This is a genomic window from Bacillus sp. AFS040349 (assembly GCF_002577655.1).
In the GTDB taxonomy this organism is placed as follows: domain Bacteria; phylum Bacillota; class Bacilli; order Bacillales; family Bacillaceae; genus Metabacillus.
Map to the genome: position 1 here is coordinate 1 of NZ_NUMC01000010.1, position 15,798 is coordinate 15,798.

The 15,798-nt window shown below is 36.9% G+C and carries 19 protein-coding genes; 3 read left to right on the plus strand and 16 right to left on the minus strand.

Annotated features, from left to right (window positions below):
- Nucleotides 1-40 precede the first annotated feature (40 nt).
- Nucleotides 41-520, plus strand: a complete 480-nt coding sequence (gene gerQ, locus COD11_RS27330) for a spore coat protein GerQ (protein ID WP_231308665.1) — start codon at nucleotides 41-43, stop codon at nucleotides 518-520.
- A 41-nt stretch (nucleotides 521-561) separates the two neighbouring features.
- Here gerQ and COD11_RS02355 read toward each other — a convergent pair whose 3' ends face one another.
- From COD11_RS02355 to COD11_RS02380, 6 genes are all read right to left on the minus strand, one after another.
- Nucleotides 562-933, minus strand: coding sequence for a DUF423 domain-containing protein (locus tag COD11_RS02355; RefSeq protein WP_098795152.1), 372 nt, complete (start codon nucleotides 931-933; stop codon nucleotides 562-564).
- A gap of 114 nt (nucleotides 934-1,047) precedes the next feature.
- Nucleotides 1,048-1,347: a hypothetical protein gene (locus tag COD11_RS02360; RefSeq protein ID WP_098795153.1), complete on the minus strand. Its 300-nt coding sequence runs from the start codon at nucleotides 1,345-1,347 to the stop codon at nucleotides 1,048-1,050.
- A gap of 116 nt (nucleotides 1,348-1,463) precedes the next feature.
- Nucleotides 1,464-1,766 (minus strand): YwdI family protein, encoded by a 303-nt coding sequence (locus tag COD11_RS02365; RefSeq protein ID WP_098795154.1) that lies wholly within the window; start codon nucleotides 1,764-1,766, stop codon nucleotides 1,464-1,466.
- Nucleotides 1,767-1,781: 15 nt separating this feature from the next.
- On the minus strand, nucleotides 1,782-1,961 hold the full coding sequence (locus tag COD11_RS02370; protein WP_098795155.1) for a uracil-DNA glycosylase: 180 nt from the start codon (nucleotides 1,959-1,961) through the stop codon (nucleotides 1,782-1,784).
- Nucleotides 1,962-2,041: 80 nt separating this feature from the next.
- The gene (locus COD11_RS02375) at nucleotides 2,042-2,710 is read right to left on the minus strand and encodes a uracil-DNA glycosylase (protein ID WP_098795156.1); all 669 of its coding nucleotides are present in this window, start codon (nucleotides 2,708-2,710) and stop codon (nucleotides 2,042-2,044) included.
- Entirely contained in the window at nucleotides 2,691-3,524 is an 834-nt protein-coding gene (locus COD11_RS02380; RefSeq protein WP_098795157.1) for a glycosyltransferase family 2 protein, read from the minus strand. The genes COD11_RS02375 and COD11_RS02380 overlap by 20 nt, the downstream gene beginning before the upstream one ends.
- Before the next feature lie 159 nt (nucleotides 3,525-3,683).
- Between COD11_RS02380 and COD11_RS02385 the strand changes: the two genes are divergently transcribed.
- Nucleotides 3,684-3,998, plus strand: a complete 315-nt coding sequence (locus tag COD11_RS02385; RefSeq protein ID WP_285849131.1) for a YflT domain-containing protein — start codon at nucleotides 3,684-3,686, stop codon at nucleotides 3,996-3,998.
- A 167-nt stretch (nucleotides 3,999-4,165) separates the two neighbouring features.
- Here COD11_RS02385 and galT read toward each other — a convergent pair whose 3' ends face one another.
- The 3 genes from galT to COD11_RS02400 are packed head-to-tail and all read right to left on the minus strand — an operon-like array spanning nucleotide 4,166 to nucleotide 7,922.
- A complete protein-coding gene (gene galT, locus COD11_RS02390; protein WP_098795159.1) occupies nucleotides 4,166-5,698 on the minus strand; it encodes a UDP-glucose--hexose-1-phosphate uridylyltransferase in 1,533 nt (510 codons plus the stop codon).
- Nucleotides 5,699-5,741: 43 nt separating this feature from the next.
- Nucleotides 5,742-6,731: a UDP-glucose 4-epimerase GalE gene (gene galE / locus COD11_RS02395; protein WP_098795160.1), complete on the minus strand. Its 990-nt coding sequence runs from the start codon at nucleotides 6,729-6,731 to the stop codon at nucleotides 5,742-5,744.
- 21 nt (nucleotides 6,732-6,752) lie between these two features.
- A complete protein-coding gene (locus COD11_RS02400) occupies nucleotides 6,753-7,922 on the minus strand; it encodes a galactokinase (RefSeq protein WP_098795161.1) in 1,170 nt (389 codons plus the stop codon).
- Nucleotides 7,923-8,152: 230 nt separating this feature from the next.
- On the opposite strand from COD11_RS02400, the gene COD11_RS02405 reads away from it, so the two are divergent.
- Nucleotides 8,153-8,998: an AraC family transcriptional regulator gene (locus tag COD11_RS02405; RefSeq protein ID WP_098795162.1), complete on the plus strand. Its 846-nt coding sequence runs from the start codon at nucleotides 8,153-8,155 to the stop codon at nucleotides 8,996-8,998.
- Nucleotides 8,999-9,272: 274 nt separating this feature from the next.
- Here COD11_RS02405 and COD11_RS02410 read toward each other — a convergent pair whose 3' ends face one another.
- The 7 genes from COD11_RS02410 to COD11_RS02440 form a co-directional block, all read right to left on the minus strand.
- On the minus strand, nucleotides 9,273-9,527 hold the full coding sequence (locus tag COD11_RS02410) for a hypothetical protein (RefSeq protein WP_098795163.1): 255 nt from the start codon (nucleotides 9,525-9,527) through the stop codon (nucleotides 9,273-9,275).
- Between the two features lie 67 nt (nucleotides 9,528-9,594).
- Nucleotides 9,595-10,509, minus strand: a complete 915-nt coding sequence (locus COD11_RS02415; protein WP_098795164.1) for an NAD(P)/FAD-dependent oxidoreductase — start codon at nucleotides 10,507-10,509, stop codon at nucleotides 9,595-9,597.
- A gap of 474 nt (nucleotides 10,510-10,983) precedes the next feature.
- Nucleotides 10,984-11,889, minus strand: a complete 906-nt coding sequence (locus COD11_RS02420) for an SDR family oxidoreductase (protein ID WP_098795165.1) — start codon at nucleotides 11,887-11,889, stop codon at nucleotides 10,984-10,986.
- A gap of 111 nt (nucleotides 11,890-12,000) precedes the next feature.
- On the minus strand, nucleotides 12,001-13,296 hold the full coding sequence (locus COD11_RS02425) for a TolB family protein (protein ID WP_176550947.1): 1,296 nt from the start codon (nucleotides 13,294-13,296) through the stop codon (nucleotides 12,001-12,003).
- Between the two features lie 66 nt (nucleotides 13,297-13,362).
- Complete coding sequence (locus COD11_RS02430) at nucleotides 13,363-14,073, minus strand: ABC transporter permease subunit (protein ID WP_176550948.1); 711 nt, start codon at nucleotides 14,071-14,073, stop codon at nucleotides 13,363-13,365.
- Nucleotides 14,030-14,377: an ABC transporter permease family protein gene (locus COD11_RS02435; RefSeq protein ID WP_098795168.1), complete on the minus strand. Its 348-nt coding sequence runs from the start codon at nucleotides 14,375-14,377 to the stop codon at nucleotides 14,030-14,032. The genes COD11_RS02430 and COD11_RS02435 overlap by 44 nt, the downstream gene beginning before the upstream one ends.
- Nucleotides 14,374-15,246: an ABC transporter permease subunit gene (locus COD11_RS02440; RefSeq protein WP_141549639.1), complete on the minus strand. Its 873-nt coding sequence runs from the start codon at nucleotides 15,244-15,246 to the stop codon at nucleotides 14,374-14,376. The genes COD11_RS02435 and COD11_RS02440 overlap by 4 nt, the downstream gene beginning before the upstream one ends.
- Nucleotides 15,247-15,798: the final 552 nt, after the last annotated feature.

Genomic DNA, 15,798 nt, shown 5'->3' on the forward strand with positions numbered 1-15,798 from the left:
GAAGTTTTGACAATACGTTAATTTTTAGGAGGGTTATTATATGACTAAAAGATTTCAACAACCTCAACAGCCTTACGGATATGACGCAGCAACTGGTGTTCAACCAGGACAACAAATGCCGATGCAAATGCAAATGCAGCAAACAGGTTACCCACCTGCCGCTACATATTTTCCAGGTCAATTTGGGCAAGTACCACAATTTCCACAGCAGCAGCAACCGGGTGTGGCACAATATATCCCTGGCATGCTTCCTTTAGAGCAATCCTATATTGAAAATATTTTACGTTTAAATCGCGGTAAAGTCGCAACCGTTTATATGACTTTTGAAAACAATCGTGAGTGGAATGCGAAAATTTTTAAAGGTATCATTGAAGCAGCAGGTCGTGACCACCTGATTTTAAGTGACCCGCAAACAGGTATGCGTTATTTACTTCTTATGGTTTACTTAGATTATGTAACATTTGATGAAGAGCTTACTTATGATCCACAATATGCATTAGCATCTGTTCAACCAAGATAATATGAATGAAGGCTGACAAAATGTTTGTCAGCCTTCATCTTTTATAAATATCTGATTGCCGCATATCCTAAAAGCAGCCAGCCTGCTAAGAAAGCTAAGCCTCCTAATGGAGTGATTGCTCCTAATATGCTAATTTGTGTCACACTTAATACATACAAGCTTCCTGAGAAAAGAATAATACCAATTAAAAATAACCATCCGGCCGTTGTGAATACACCAATATTGGTGAACTTATCCACTAGAAAAGCAATGACAAACAATCCCCCGGCATGGAACATTTGATATTGCACACCAGTTTGCCATGTTTTTATGTATTTTTCAGGAATTTTCCCTTCTAGACCATGTGCTCCAAAGGCACCTAATGCTACCGCTAAAAATCCGTTAATTGCTCCTAAAAGAAGAAAAAGCTTCATATTAGGCTCCACCTCCAATTGATTACTCTTTCATCTTACCCTAGAATAGGTTATTTTCAACGGAAAAAGTGTGACAATCTTGTTATGTGAAAAAAAAGAGCCACATATGGGCTCTTAACGATTTTGCAAATATACTTTTAACACATCAGATACTCGCTGTTCGTTTTCGACAGCTTTAATATAGTAATGGTCGCCATCAAGATAGGATTCGAAGTTGTTAACTCCTTCATTTTTTAAAAACTCATCTATATCTGAAACAGACTCCTGTGCTGTTAATAAATATTTTTGACCGATATAATCTTGGTTTACATAAACATCATAGCGGTCTTGGCCAATTTTTGTTGGAGCTGGGTCATTTAAAAGTCCCATATCAAAGCGTCCTCTTCCCATGTTAAATAAATCATCATATGCCATGTTTCTAACCTCCTGTACAATGTTATTATCATTGTGTCCTGATTAGATGAGAATATGATGGATTTCACTGGAGAGATTGCTTCATTTTATGGAAGATGGGAAAATTTAAAGATCACCTAAAAGTCGAAAAGCGAATCACCGTTAGCATCTTCTTCTTTAACTGTTCTTTCACTTGTAGGATTTTTAACAACCGTTGACATATTCCCCATCATTTTTTGAAGTTCTAGTTGGCTGATTTCACTTGATGATGGTGATAATAAAGGTTGAACTGATACTTCTGATTTTTCATCAAGAATGATTTCACACAGTGATTGAATGACGGCTACTTTTTCACGTACTTCTTTAGTAGATGAGCTGTTTTTTGCCTTAGTTAACTCAGCTTCCATTTTACTTAATAGTTTTGATACAGGTATGTTCACTTTTTATTCCTCCAACTAAGCCTTAATTGCTTTTTGTTCATATTTTAAACATGCCATGCCAGATGATTTTTTAACCGTGATGGCAGGCCTGGCTGCTGATTTAAATCCGTAAGCTCGACAGCCGTTCGGAAACCGCGTATCCCAAGTAACATAAAAATGCTTACACTTTATACAGTTTATTGCTGTTTCCTTCATGTTTTATACTCCTTTTTCTTGTTTTTAATACGGTCCGCTCCATTCCACTATCTGTTTTAAAAATTATTAAAAACAAAATTCTATAAAGACCAATCAATTTCTTCTATATTTTGACTACGAAGATATTCATTTGTTTTAGAAAATGGTTTACTTCCAAAAAAGCCTTTTCGAGCAGAAAATGGGCTAGGATGGGCGCCTTCAATAACGAAGTGCTTGGATGAATTGATGAGCTGCTTTTTTTGCTGGGCATGCTTTCCCCACAGAATAAAGACAATTGGTTGATGTTTTTGATCTAGTTTTTTGATGATTTCATCAGTGAACATTTCCCATCCTTTTTTTGCATGTGAAGCTGGTTCTCCTTTTCTTACAGTTAATACTGTGTTTAAAAGGAGGACACCTTCCTTCGCCCATTTTACTAATGAGCCGTTTTCCGGTAACGGACAATTTATGTCATCTTGAAGCTCCATGTAGATATTTCTTAAAGAAGGAGGCAGCTTGACACCTGGCTGGACTGAAAAACTTAAGCCTTGCGCCTGTCCTTCTCCATGATACGGGTCTTGTCCAAGAATCACGGCTTTTACCTTATCATAAGGAGTTTCGTTCAAGGCACGAAATATGTTTTCACGTTCAGGGAATATGGTTTGTTGTTCATATTCCTCATGTAAAAATTCTAACAACTCCTCAAAATAATCACACTGAAACTGCTCTCTTAACACGCTATCCCAGCTCTTATCTATTTGTAATTTCATTGCTCTCCTCCTGTTGACTATAGCGTGTGAAAACTGGTTGTCCATCCCATACCCGTTTTGTTTCTGCTTCACGGTCTTTCATTTCTGGTTCCTCTAGAAGCACAAAGAAGTTTTTCGTTGGCAAATCTCCTAATTGATGCTTCTCACATAAACGATCTAAATACATTTTGCGTTTTAAGCCTAAATCTGCGGACTGATTTGTCCCATCTTCAGAAAATGCATAGATAACACTAGCCATTGGGATTCTTTTCACTGAGCAAACCTCTGCCACTCTTAAGAAAAAGTCCCAATCCCAGTAATTATGAACGTCCGGATCAAATAAGCCAATTTTATCATGAAGCTCCTTTTTATACATACTTCCTGAAGGCACATATGTTGAAAACTTCTTCATTTCTGCAAGATCGTACTCGTAAGCAAAGAGCTGCCTTTTAAACGGATAACGGGTGTTTCCTCTTTTTTTAAATGAAACAATCTCTGCATCAAAATAGACGAAATCAGCATTTTGTAGCCCTATTAATGCCTGCTCCAAATGAGTCTCCGTTATAAAATCATCATCATCACAAAGCATGATAGCATCACCGGTTACATGCTCTATTGCGATATTTCTTGCACGAACATGCTTAACATTTTCCGTTAACTCAACAGCCTTAATTGGTAATTCACTATATAAAGAAACTAGTGGTTCAATGCTTTCACCCGCATCATTCACAATAATAACCTCATGTGGAAGTACAGTTTGTCGAGCAATTGATTCAAGAAGCTCTGAAAGTTCTGCCAGTCGATTATATGTCACAATCACAATTGATATTTTCATCACGATCACCTTTTCTTCATTATCCTTTTATTTTAACAAACTCTGTTAGTCCTTTTATAGAAAAAACCTTCTATGACCAATAGGCTATTTTTTACCATGCATGTTTGTCCAAGTAAATTCGGGGTAATTACCAAGTAAATATCAAAGGAGTTGATGATGATGAAAACATATATCGTTGAAAATGGTGTACAAGCTTCCGAGAAGATCCTGACTTTACAAGCAGAAGGCTATGACAAGGAGCATATCTATTTATTTGCACATGATGAAAATCGCTCCAAGCATTTAACTGAACATACAAATACTAAAGGTATTGGATTAAAAGAAGAAGGTATCTTTGATAAAATGGCAAATATTTTTGTATCCCGTGGAGAGCAGATTCGCACCCGCATGACCTCCCTAGGTCTTTCACAACATAAAGCAATGGAGCTAGAGGAAGAGTTGGATGAAGGAAAAGTCGTTATTGTAGCACAGTGATAGAAATAGAAAGAGTCTAACCGATTGGTGGTTAGACTCTTTCTTCATTTCAACATCAAAAAAACACCCCCTTACAAAGTAAGGAGGCAACATACATATATAAAATTAGGGGGGATTAATAGCATCATTGACACTTTTGATGATTCTTATACTAGTAAATCCAATAATTATGTTAATTGGGTTTGTAAATGCTGAACAAATCGCTGAAACGCTTGTTGTCCACACTCATCTCTCTTAAATACACCTGCATGCTCTAAAATCGTTGCAAAAACATGGCCAACTTCTTTAAGTAGAAGTTGATAGGCATTGTCTTGGCTGATATCTGAAAAGTTCGTTTTTACCTTTTTAGCCCACTCATAATGTTTATTGATTTCTTCATCTTGCTCAATTTTAACGAGCCCCTCTTCCTCCGGCAACCAATCAGCAAGCTTTTTTAACTCATCTAACAATCTTCCAGGTAAAACAGCTAATCCCATTACTTCAATAAGACCGATGTTTTCCTTTTTAATATGATGAACCTCTTGATGAGGATGGAAAATGCCGAAAGGATGCTCTTCATTTGTTCTGTTGTTTCTAAGCACTAAATCAAGCTCAAAAAGGTCGCCTCTTCTTCGTGCAATGGGGGTAATCGTGTTATGTGGTGTTTCTTCAGTAAACGCTAGAACATCAACTGTTTCATCACTGTAGCTTTTCCATTGCTGTAAAATATCGTCTGCCGCCTCTACTAGCTCTTCTTGATTTCTTCCTTGTAATCTTAAAACAGACATTGGCCATTTTACGATCCCTAATTCAATGGAAGGATATTTACTCAGCCTAAATGAATGGAGCGTTTCCGCTACCTCCATCGGAAATGTATGATGACCTCCCTGGAAGTGATCATGACTTAAAATTGAACCACCAACAATCGGTAAATCAGCGTTCGAACCAAGGAAATAATGTGGATATTGGTCAACAAAGTGAAGAAGCTTTTTAAATGTTTCCTTGGAAATTTTCATTGGCTTATGTTCACCAGATAAGACAATTGCATGCTCATTGTAATAAACATATGGTGAAAACTGAAGAAACCATTGCTCATCGCTTAATGTAACAGGAATAATCCTGTGGTTTTGTCGGGCTGGGTGATCCAGTCTTCCTGCATAGCCAACGTTTTCTTTACAAAGCAAGCATGAGGGATATTCGCTTTTTTGCATATGACGTGCAGCAGCGATCGCGACCGGATCTTTTTCAGGCTTAGATAAGTTGATGGTCATTTGCAAATCACCATACTCTGTGTTCACAAGCCATTTCTCGTTCTTAGCAATTCTATCTGTACGGATATAGTGAACATCCTGGGAGAATTGATAAAAAAACTCTGTAGCTCTTTGCGGGCCATGCTGTTTTACTTTTTCATCAAATCTTCGGATCATTTCACCTTGAGACGGTACTAAGCAGCCCATAATTTTTGTATCTAAGAGATCTCGGTATGTGACTGTGTTTTCCTGAAGAAGTCCTTGGTCAGCAGCCCAATTTAGAATGTTTTCTAGTATTGAAACTGGAGAATTCAGCTGTTCTTCTGGTACCTCGACAGGCTTGATATCAGAAAGCTTCAGCACCTCCAAAATTTTGTTACGAGATAAATCAACGTCCCATTTTGTAATCAGCTGCTTCTGAAGAGCAAACTGAAGCAATCTTTCTATTTCTAAATCGATGTGGATTATCATTGTTTTCATCCTCTCATCTTAGGATCGTAACGATTAGGTAAGATTATTTTTGATAGCCCTCTGGATGTTTTTGAAACCAATTCCACGCACTTTCAATCATCGTGTGAAGATCTGCATATTTCGGCTTCCAGCCTAATTCATTAATGGCTTTTTCAGATGAAGCGATTAAAACAGCCGGATCACCTGCTCGGCGAGACGCTACCTCCGCAGGAATAGGATGACCTGTAACAGTTCTTGCTGTCTCGATTACCTGTTTTACCGAAAATCCATTGCCATTCCCAAGGTTATACGTTGCACTTGTGTTGTCCTTACGCAGCTTTTCAATCGCTAAAATATGTGCATCAGCTAGATCTGTTACATGGATATAGTCGCGGATACATGTTCCGTCCTCTGTTTGATAATCATCACCAAAGATCATCATTTTCTCACGGTTGCCTAAAGCCACTTGTAAAATAATCGGAATTAAATGTGTTTCCGGATCATGATCTTCGCCAAGCTTTCCTTCCATATGAGCACCCGCTACGTTGAAATAACGAAGAACGACATATTTTAATCCGTAAGCCTGCTCACTCCATTTCAGCATTTTTTCAACGGCAAGCTTCGTTTCTCCATAAGGGTTTGTCGGAACGGTTGGGTCATTCTCGACAATCGGGATATTCTCTGCTTCGCCATATGTTGCAGCTGTTGAAGAAAAAACGATTTTCTTTACGTTAAATTCTGTCATCACTTTCAGTAGACACATTGTTCCGTACACATTGTTTTCATAGTATTGAAGAGGTTTCTCAACACTTTCACCTACTAGTGAGTCAGCAGCGAAATGAATAACAGCTTCAATTTCATTTTCTTTGAATACATTTTTTAAAAACTCTTCATCTTTTAAATCACCATTATAAAAAGTTGCGCCTTCTAAAACAGCCGGAAGATGTCCCTTTTGAAGATTATCAATAATAACAACCTCTTCTTTTCGATCTAAAAGCTCTGATACTGCGTGACTTCCAATATAGCCTGCTCCACCACATACTAAGATTGCCATGCTTTTTTCCTCCGTTTCGGATTATATAATTTCCTTTGCTCCGTCTCCTACATTGGCTACATAGAAATCAGCTGTTAATCCTGTTTTTTCTGCGTAGCTCTTCCCTACTTCTTTTATAAATTCTTTAATTTTATCATTTTGAACGATTGAAACTGTACAACCGCCAAAGCCGGCTCCAGTCATTCTTGATCCTATAACACCATCTTGATCCATAGCAGCTTCTACTAATGTATCTAATTCAAAGCCTGTTACTTCATAATCATCTCGCAATGATGTATGAGAATCACACATTAACTGTCCGAAGCTCTCAATATCACCTTGCTTCAGCTTTTCTACCGCTTGAATTGTTCGAGCATTTTCATAGACTGCATGCTTGGCGCGTTTTTGATCCATGTTATTTTGGATTAAATGACGGTAACTCTCAAATTGTTCTGGTGTAAGATCTCCCAGAGATTGAATAGAAAGCTCTTTTTGCAATTGACTAAGAGCACGTTCACATTCAGAGCGTCTTTCATTATACTTTGAATCTGCAAGAGCTCTGCGTTTGTTCGTGTTTGCAATAACTAAAGACGCATTTTCTAATACAACTGGACTATATTGATAATCAAGAGTTTGACAGTTTAGCAAAATCGCATGATCTTCTTTTCCCATTCCAATCGCAAACTGATCCATAATTCCACAGCTCACACCAATAAATTCATTCTCAGCATGCTGACTCATCTGCACCAATTCAAAACGATTAAAATTCGTCTCAAACAAGGCTTGAATAGTGACTGCGGTTACGAGTTCGATTGATGCAGAAGAAGATAAACCTGCTCCATTTGGAATATTACCATAAAATAGGATATCAAAGCCTTTATTTATTTCTATACCTCTATCAATAAATTCCTTCATAACTCCTTTAGGATAGTTCGCCCAATCATGTTCTTTTTGAAGTTGCAATGGATCTTCCGTTGATAGAGTTACAATTCCGATATCAGGAAAGTTGCTAGAATACATACGAATCTTTTGATCATTTCTGAGTGCTACAACCGCGTATGTACCAAATGTTAACGCACAAGGAAAAACGTGTCCGCCATTGTAATCTGTATGTTCACCGATCAAATTCACACGCCCTGGTGCAAAAAAAGATCTTGTAGGCTGATTCTGTTGAAAAATCTCGTTAAATTGATTTTTTAATTGTTCGATCATGAAAATCACCCTTCACTTTGTCGTCATTAGTTTGTTTTTCTATCTTCATTGTAAGTTCCGATTTTGCTGCAAACAATGGTAAAATTAAATGAAGAGATAGCACTTATTTGCTAAGGTTTTCGCTTTAAACTTATTGGAACTAACAATGATTATTACTGTTTACTCAATACATATCAGTCTTTTTTTGCTAATAGCATCTAAAAAGGGTAAGAAAAGGGGATTTTTTTGCTATGAATAAGAAAACGGGTGCAGTTGCTTTTCGTTTTAATGATCCTAATGTGAATCAGGTGGCACAAATATGGTCAGTTGGCTGGGAAGAACAAGAGTCTACGATTTACAATTGGAGTGGCATTGAGAGGAAAGACCAAGAGAAATATATTTTTCAATATACCTTGTCAGGACAAGGAGAAATAGATATAGACGGTAAGGTTCATCAGTTGAAGGCTGGTCATGCCTTTATTGTTAGTAGCCCCGGTCATTATCATTACTATTTGCCCGAGTATTCAACGAAATGGGAGTTTTTATATTTAACTCTATATGGAAACGAAGCGAAGAAATGCTGGGAGCATGTTAAAAGGAAGGGCAACCAAGTTGTTCGTTTTCACCCTGAGGCTGCTCCTGTTAAGCTTGTTAAACAAATGTATGATGATGCTCGTGAACGGAAAATCACGAATGCCTATCAGGGCTCAAGTATTTCCTATCAGTTTATTATGGAGTTATACTTGGCTTTATCAAATGTGGATAAATTAATGGAGGATTGGTCAGAAGGGGTGATTAGTGCCGCTTTATTTGCGAGAAATTACTATCAGGATGAAATTGGTGCTGAAGAAATGGCGGAAGCGTCAAAGTTATCAAAGTATCATTTTACAAGATTGTTTAAGCAAGAAACTGGTGTGACCCCGATTCAGTATTTAACGAATATCCGCTTGCAAAAAGCCATTGAGCTTTTGCAGCATACAAAGTATTCTGTTGACGAAATTGCTCAGTTAGTAGGATATAAGAATGCGAATTATTTGAATAAGATTACTCGTAAGTTAACGGGAAAATCTCCTGGGCAGATTAGGCAGGGGGAGTAGTAATATAGATACTTTGTATTTATAAATACAAATTCAGCTAAAAAATAGGCTGTTTCATTGCGCTGCAGACACTTGCTTTCCGCGGGGAGGAAGCTGAGCCTCCTCGGCTTTGCCTGCGGGGTCTCAGCCTTTCCTCTACCTCCCGCAGGAGTCAAGTGTCTTCCGCTCCATTCCACTGTGGTTATGAAAATTTTATATTGCAACAATCTTTGCCGAAAAACTTCCTATATTACAAAGTAATTAATGCCTATTAACTATAATTGCTTTTTTAAAATCATTCATCCAAATCAATTTGTATAGTTCCTTTTTGGTGCATGATGGTCATTTTTGTGCCTGGGGCCATGATGTTTTCTAGGATGTCTTTGGCTGCTTGTAGGGCAAATTCGATTCGTTCTAGCTTTTCTGATTCTTCCTCCCGCTGGTTGAGTGGAATGTCTGACATTTTTTGTGTATAGGTCAATGATGTTTGATGAAATTGGGCTAGTTTTTCATAAACTTCATCATATAGTTCTTCGATTTCTTTCTTCATGTCCAGCTCCTCCCTTTTTAACTCCTTCTTCTATCATACAAAACTGGGAGCTTAAGTAAACAGGGATTTACGATTGATTTTTCAATAAACGCTTATGAATCCAAATAGCTGCCTGACATCCATCAGCCATTGCAATTGTGACTTGCTCAGAATGCGCGACAACATCTCCAGCTGCCCAAACGTTTGTGATATTTGTTTCCTTTGTTCGCGGATCTACTAGAACATGCTTATTTTCTAGCCTTTCCACACCAAGCTGCTCAGCAAGATCTGAGTGAACTGAGTTACCACCGAAGCCTATAAATCCTTTATCTCCTGCTACTATTTGTCCACTTTTTAGCTTTACTCCTTTAAATTCAAATTCATTTTCGGTGATAATTTCCTCGATATGTTCGTCTATCACACGAATGTTTTTTTGGTTAAGCTTAGTAAGAAGTGCTGATTCAAGTTGTTCCTCATCATGATTGATAAACGTTATTTTGTCTGTCCAATAAGTTAGCGTTAGAGCTAAATTTCCTCCTGTTTTTCCTGAACCTAATAGCAATACATGTTGATCTCGCACTTCATACCCATCACAATCTGGACAAACATAGATAGAGATTCCTAAGCACGGCTCGATGTTTTTAATATTTGGAATTCGATCCTTAATTCCTGTGGATAATAATAAAGTTTTTGCTTCAAACACTGTTCCATCTTCTGTGTATAGGAGGATGTTTTCTTTATTTTTCTCAGTTTTATGAACAAAGGCTTTTTCAAACTCTACTCCATAGCTTTTCGCTTGCTTTCTTCCTAAGCTTCTCAGCGTTTCCCCACTAACCCCATCAGGCCAGCCAAGTATATTATGATAAGCACGGCACAAATTGGACCGGCCATCTTGATTATCTAAAACAAGCACATTGTGCATGTATCGTCCAAGCTGAAGAGCTGCTTGTAGCCCTGCGATTCCACCGCCAACAATAATACATTCATATGAGGTTGCTTTCATATCCACACGCCCTTTTTCATTTCGTATAAATTAGAATTTGTTAAAAAGAAAAAGATTATCCACATAGAACAAAAGAGCAAGCGCCTCGAGGGGCTAGGCATCTGACTTTTTTAGCAAAAAGTCAGACTGCTGGAGCTGGATGTCGAAGTGTGATCCACAATTGATGCAGTTTATAATTTTTCCTAAACAAAGGAACTGAACATTTTGTCCAGTTCCCACAGGTTTTTCCTCAAATTGTGGATAAAAAGAATTAAACGACATGTATTTACAATATATACACAATAATTCGTCAAAAATTTAGATATTAACAAGTTATTATACTGTTAACAACAAGTTATCCACAAAAGTTATCAACATATCCACATTATCTATCCACATTTTGTGTGGGTACGTGCGTTCGCCACAATATATACAGGACTTTTTTCCATTGTTTAAAAGTTATACACAGGACATTTCTAGTTCTTTTGATCTGACTTATGATGTTCTAAAATCTCCACCATTAACATGTAGAACTTGCCCTGTCACATATCTTGAATCGTCAGAAGCCAGATACACATAAGTTGGAGCAAGCTCAAACGGTTGACCTGCTCGCTTCATTTTTGTATCTGTTCCAAACGTTGCGACATTTTCAGCAGAAAAGCTCGAAGGAATAAGTGGAGTCCAGATTGGTCCTGGTGCTACGCCATTTACCCGTATTCCTTTATCCACAAGTGATAATGAAAGTGATCTAGTAAATGTTGTTATGGCCCCCTTAGTTGCTGAGTAATCAATTAATGTTTTATGTCCTTGATAAGCTGTAATTGACGTAGTATTAATAATCGAACTTCCATTGTTTAAGTATGGTAAGCTCGCTTTCACCATATAGAAGAAAGCAAATATATTCGTTCGGAACGTTGCTTCTAGCTGTTGAGCCGAAATATTTAAAATGCTGTCCTGAACAATTTGAATACCATGGTTATTTACTACAATGTCTAGTCTTCCAAATGTCTGGATTGTTTGCCTTACAACTTCATATGCTGTTCGTTCCTGACCTAAATCTCCAGCATAAAGCAGACATCTTCCACCAAGTTGCTCAATTCTTTGTTTTGTTATTTGAGCATCACGGTGTTCATTTAAGTACGGAATTACAACGGCTGCCCCTTCTTTTACAAATGCATAGGCAACAGCTCTTCCTATGCCACTATCTCCACCTGTAATGATGGCAACCTTATTTTTTAGCTTTCCGCTTCCCTTATACCCCTCCCATTCAGAGATAGGATTTGGGCTCATTTCATATTCAAAACCAGGATGACGGTCTTGGTGCTGAGGCGGAAAAGCAATCGGCTGCTCCTTCACCTTTTGCTTTTTAGAATAATATGGATAGACAGGATACGGTTTCATGAGTTAGTCCTCCCTGTAGTTATCTTGGCTATGATAAAGCCTATTCTTCTACAGCTTGGATAGATGACAAAAAAAAACAGGACTTAGGGATACTCCCAAGTCCTGTTTTTATTATTTTTTTCTCATCTTACTCACAATATAAGAGAATAAAACGAGCACCAGTGAACATATAAACATAGCAACAGCCACCATTGCCAACCAGATGCCATACCATGGGTTTGTTATAGCACCAATTGCAAAGCTTCCAATAAAAAAGAGTAAAGAAAGACCAAGACTAATAAATGAGGGTTGAAATACTTTACCTGACCTTCTTTGAGTCAATAAAATCAACCCTACGAAAAACAGGACATAATAAATCGCTGTTGCTACTTCGTTTGATAATAAAAAGTACACGGTTTTCATTGCTAGATGGCGATTGGTTGATGAAGGTAGGTTTACGTTAATTTCTTGTTCATCTCCACCTTCAAATGAGACAGTCATAAGTCGATAGTTCTCTGGATCACTAGGCCAATTTGTATACTCAAGAAATGCTAACTTGTTTTCATGATGGAAAAAGACAGGCGATTGTATATTTTTGTTTAAATTTGTTAATCGTTTTGTTTCAGTTGTATCTAGATCTTGAAGATATAGTTCATATTTAAATAAACTGCTATTCAATGATGCTTTCGTCACTGCCGTGTAAGCTAGTAATTTCTTATCCTTTGATAGGATTGAAGAATACATATCTTTGTTCACATCAGCAACACGTGTTTCTGTTTGATCTTTTAGTGAAAAAGCAGTGAGCTGTTCATTTACTTCATATAAGCTATAATACAATTCTTCTCCATCGACAGAGATTGAAAGTTCATTCATCGTAAAATGATCTTGATCTGTTAATTGTTCTAAATCTGTTTCATCACGATTAATTTTGTAAAGATCATATCCTTCCTTTGTTTCACCTTCCATCTTATTGATTTCAGATGAAAGCTTAGCCGTAAAATACAAGGTCTCACCTGAAGGAGAAAATACAGCATCTTTTACATGTAAAGAATCGTCCGTTACCCGTTTTTGATGACTTCCATCCTTATTCATCACCATTAAGCTTTGCACGCCATCTATTCCCTCAGAAAGAAATAAAAGCTGTTCTGTACCTTGAGAAAACTTGGGGTTCCGGAATCTCCCTTCTTCTTTGCTACTAACTTTCGTAAGCTCCGAACCATCAAGCTTTGCTGTATAAATGGCTTCATCTCCATCTAAATAATAAGAAAATGCAACAGTCCCGTCATCTGGTGAAATGTCAATATCTTTTCCTAGCCCGGTATAAAATTGATAAGGATCTTCTTCGTTTAAAAATTGAAACAAGATAGAGCCAACTAAAAGAAGCAAACTTATAATAGTGAAAACGATTAAAATCCATTTTTCTCTCATTTTCATCCGCTCCTTCTTTTTACGTTCTAAACTTCTACTATTATCATATGCGAAATTTCACGTTTACTACATGAACTTATCCAAAAAATCAAATTGGCTTTTTTCAATTGGATGCTGTTTTTTTATAGTAGGCATTGTTTTCTTCTTTTTCTTTTTAAAATAAACAGGGCGACCAGTAGTCACTCTAGAAAAGCCTTCGACCATAAATGTGACTGCTAAGATCGTTAAAGCAAAGCACATAATCGGTGTTAGAGGAATCCATGGTGCCCATTGAATAAATTGTTTCGACCCCCCGATTAAACCAGACCATTCATTTGTAAATGATCGGGGAGGGTCACTTGCAAGCTGATCGTTAGAAAGAATTGTTCCACCAAAATAGAGATTAAAGATACCTAAATGAGCCATCACAATTAGCGTTTGTACCAATTGCTGTCCAAACAGGATAAAAAAACGATCCTTCAAGCTTGGAATAATATGCTTTATTAGAATATGCCGTCTTGATCCCCCCAATGTTTTGGAGCTTATCACGTATTCTGCTTTAAATAACTCCCTTGTTTCATTTCCTATTAAAACAGCTAAAATCGGGACAGTTAGAATAGTTAGGACTACTACTTCAATTGTCATTCTTTCCATAAATGAATAAACAAAGCCTTCAGGCTGCTGTCTAAGTACAGGAGTTAATAAATAGAGAGCAATAATCGTTAGTGGAATAAAGTGAAAAGCATCTACTACACTATTTATATATTTTTGCCCTCTTGAAAAATAGGCTCCAAGCATCAATCCTAGTGGAATCGATAAAGCCATTCGTAACAAGGCAATAAGAAGAGCCGCTATAACCGTAAACTTTGCCCCAATTAATACCTTTACTTAACATGTCATAACCAAGCTTGTCCGTCCCCAGCCACGATTCCTTACGAGGTGCAATAGGAGCAGAGTCAATCAACTCCTTATTTTCATCATAGATGTGATAGATTTGATAAACCTCGTTATCTACAGCTGCTGTATAAATAAAGCTAGTAAGTAACAATCCTGCAACAAAGATAAATCCAATTAAAAAGAGAGGATTTTTAAAAAGCATCATGTCAAAGCTTCCCCTCCCTTTACCGTTTTTTCAATGATGATTTTCACTAGATGATAAAAGATGAAGATTGGGACAAATAAAAAGAGAAGAATAAACGTAAACACTTCCGGTATCATATACGTTCTTAAATAATAGGTAATTCCAAACACATTAAATAGGAGCTCAACAACAACTAATGTTGAAAGCATAAACCATATTGTTTGCTTCAAATGAAAGAAAAGAGAAACAACTGTATTTCGTAAAATGTGCTTCCACAAAATGATTGTATGACGAATTCCCTTTGCCCTAGTTAAAAGAACATAATCCTTTAATAATTCTTCTTCATAAAGATGGATGGTCATTCGATATAACTGAATGGTTGGAAGAATTGCCAAGCAAATGATTGGGAGTAAATAAGCTTGACTGTCTCCAACTGTGACAACCTTCATTAGTAAGAGATCCGTTTTTTTATAGAATGTAATAATCAAAAGCTGCAGCACCAAAATTACTAATATATCTGGTAATGATTCAAAAATGAAAATAGCAAGCTTTATTTTTTCTCGAAGCCATTTTGGAAACTGCATCGTTAAAAATGTTAGTAGAATAGCGACGATATAAGCCAATAAGAGCGCACATATAATGAGCGTTAACGAATAAAAAGCCCCCTCAAATATGTATTTGTAAACCTGATACTCCACCCCTTTAATCTCAAAGGTTATCTCGTTAAAATGAATGAGGCTGTTGATAATACTAGTAAGTGTGTCTATAAACAGCCCAATATGACTTCCCCCTGTACCCTGAGCTATAAACAATGAAGGCAGTGCTCCAAAAATAATAATCCCCACACATGCAGCAATAAACTGCAAACTAATTCCTCCTAGCTTCTTCACCCTCCCACTCCTTTTAGCTACTTTTCCCACAATTATACTATAAATGGTAATTATTAGACGTTATATAAGGAAAATATGTTACATAGAAATAGGACCTGGTTTCTGCTAACGAGTTCCTGCTACCTATCGCAACTATTAATCATGTAATTTTAAATAACCTTCAAATGACACACTATCGGATGTTCATTTTTTCCTTTTATTGGGTTTAACGTACGATTTTATACTGCCTAGCTTTGGAAAAGCATTCACATCCTGGTTTGCGTATGCTTTCTTTCCTTTTTTGATAAAATAAGATGCGAAAATGGGTAATTTTTGCAATTATTACCGCTTTCCTTATCTTTTTTTCCTTTTTATGGATTTTACGTATGCATTTTTACCGCTTCTCTTTGAAAAGCATTCACATACCTAATTTGCGTATGCTTTCTTTCCTTTTTTGATAATAAACGATACGGAAATGGATAATATATACATTCCCTGCTGCTTTTTATAGCATTTTTACCATTTTATAGATTTTATGTATGCGTTTTTACCGCTTCTCTTTGAAAAAGCATT

Coding starts and splice junctions, on each gene's coding strand:
- gerQ (WP_231308665.1), top strand. CDS start 41: ATGACTAAAAGATTTCAACAACCTCAACAGCCTTACGGATATGACGCA.
- COD11_RS02355 (WP_098795152.1), bottom strand. CDS start 933: ATGAAGCTTTTTCTTCTTTTAGGAGCAATTAACGGATTTTTAGCGGTA.
- COD11_RS02360 (WP_098795153.1), bottom strand. CDS start 1,347: ATGGCATATGATGATTTATTTAACATGGGAAGAGGACGCTTTGATATG.
- COD11_RS02370 (WP_098795155.1), bottom strand. CDS start 1,961: ATGAAGGAAACAGCAATAAACTGTATAAAGTGTAAGCATTTTTATGTT.
- COD11_RS02375 (WP_098795156.1), bottom strand. CDS start 2,710: ATGAAATTACAAATAGATAAGAGCTGGGATAGCGTGTTAAGAGAGCAG.
- COD11_RS02380 (WP_098795157.1), bottom strand. CDS start 3,524: ATGAAAATATCAATTGTGATTGTGACATATAATCGACTGGCAGAACTT.
- COD11_RS02385 (WP_285849131.1), top strand. CDS start 3,684: ATGAAAACATATATCGTTGAAAATGGTGTACAAGCTTCCGAGAAGATC.
- galT (WP_098795159.1), bottom strand. CDS start 5,698: ATGATAATCCACATCGATTTAGAAATAGAAAGATTGCTTCAGTTTGCT.
- galE (WP_098795160.1), bottom strand. CDS start 6,731: ATGGCAATCTTAGTATGTGGTGGAGCAGGCTATATTGGAAGTCACGCA.
- COD11_RS02400 (WP_098795161.1), bottom strand. CDS start 7,922: ATGATCGAACAATTAAAAAATCAATTTAACGAGATTTTTCAACAGAAT.
- COD11_RS02405 (WP_098795162.1), top strand. CDS start 8,153: ATGAATAAGAAAACGGGTGCAGTTGCTTTTCGTTTTAATGATCCTAAT.
- COD11_RS02410 (WP_098795163.1), bottom strand. CDS start 9,527: ATGAAGAAAGAAATCGAAGAACTATATGATGAAGTTTATGAAAAACTA.
- COD11_RS02415 (WP_098795164.1), bottom strand. CDS start 10,509: ATGAAAGCAACCTCATATGAATGTATTATTGTTGGCGGTGGAATCGCA.
- COD11_RS02420 (WP_098795165.1), bottom strand. CDS start 11,889: ATGAAACCGTATCCTGTCTATCCATATTATTCTAAAAAGCAAAAGGTG.
- COD11_RS02425 (WP_176550947.1), bottom strand. CDS start 13,296: ATGAGAGAAAAATGGATTTTAATCGTTTTCACTATTATAAGTTTGCTT.
- COD11_RS02430 (WP_176550948.1), bottom strand. CDS start 14,073: ATGCTTGGAGCCTATTTTTCAAGAGGGCAAAAATATATAAATAGTGTA.
- COD11_RS02435 (WP_098795168.1), bottom strand. CDS start 14,377: ATGATGCTTTTTAAAAATCCTCTCTTTTTAATTGGATTTATCTTTGTT.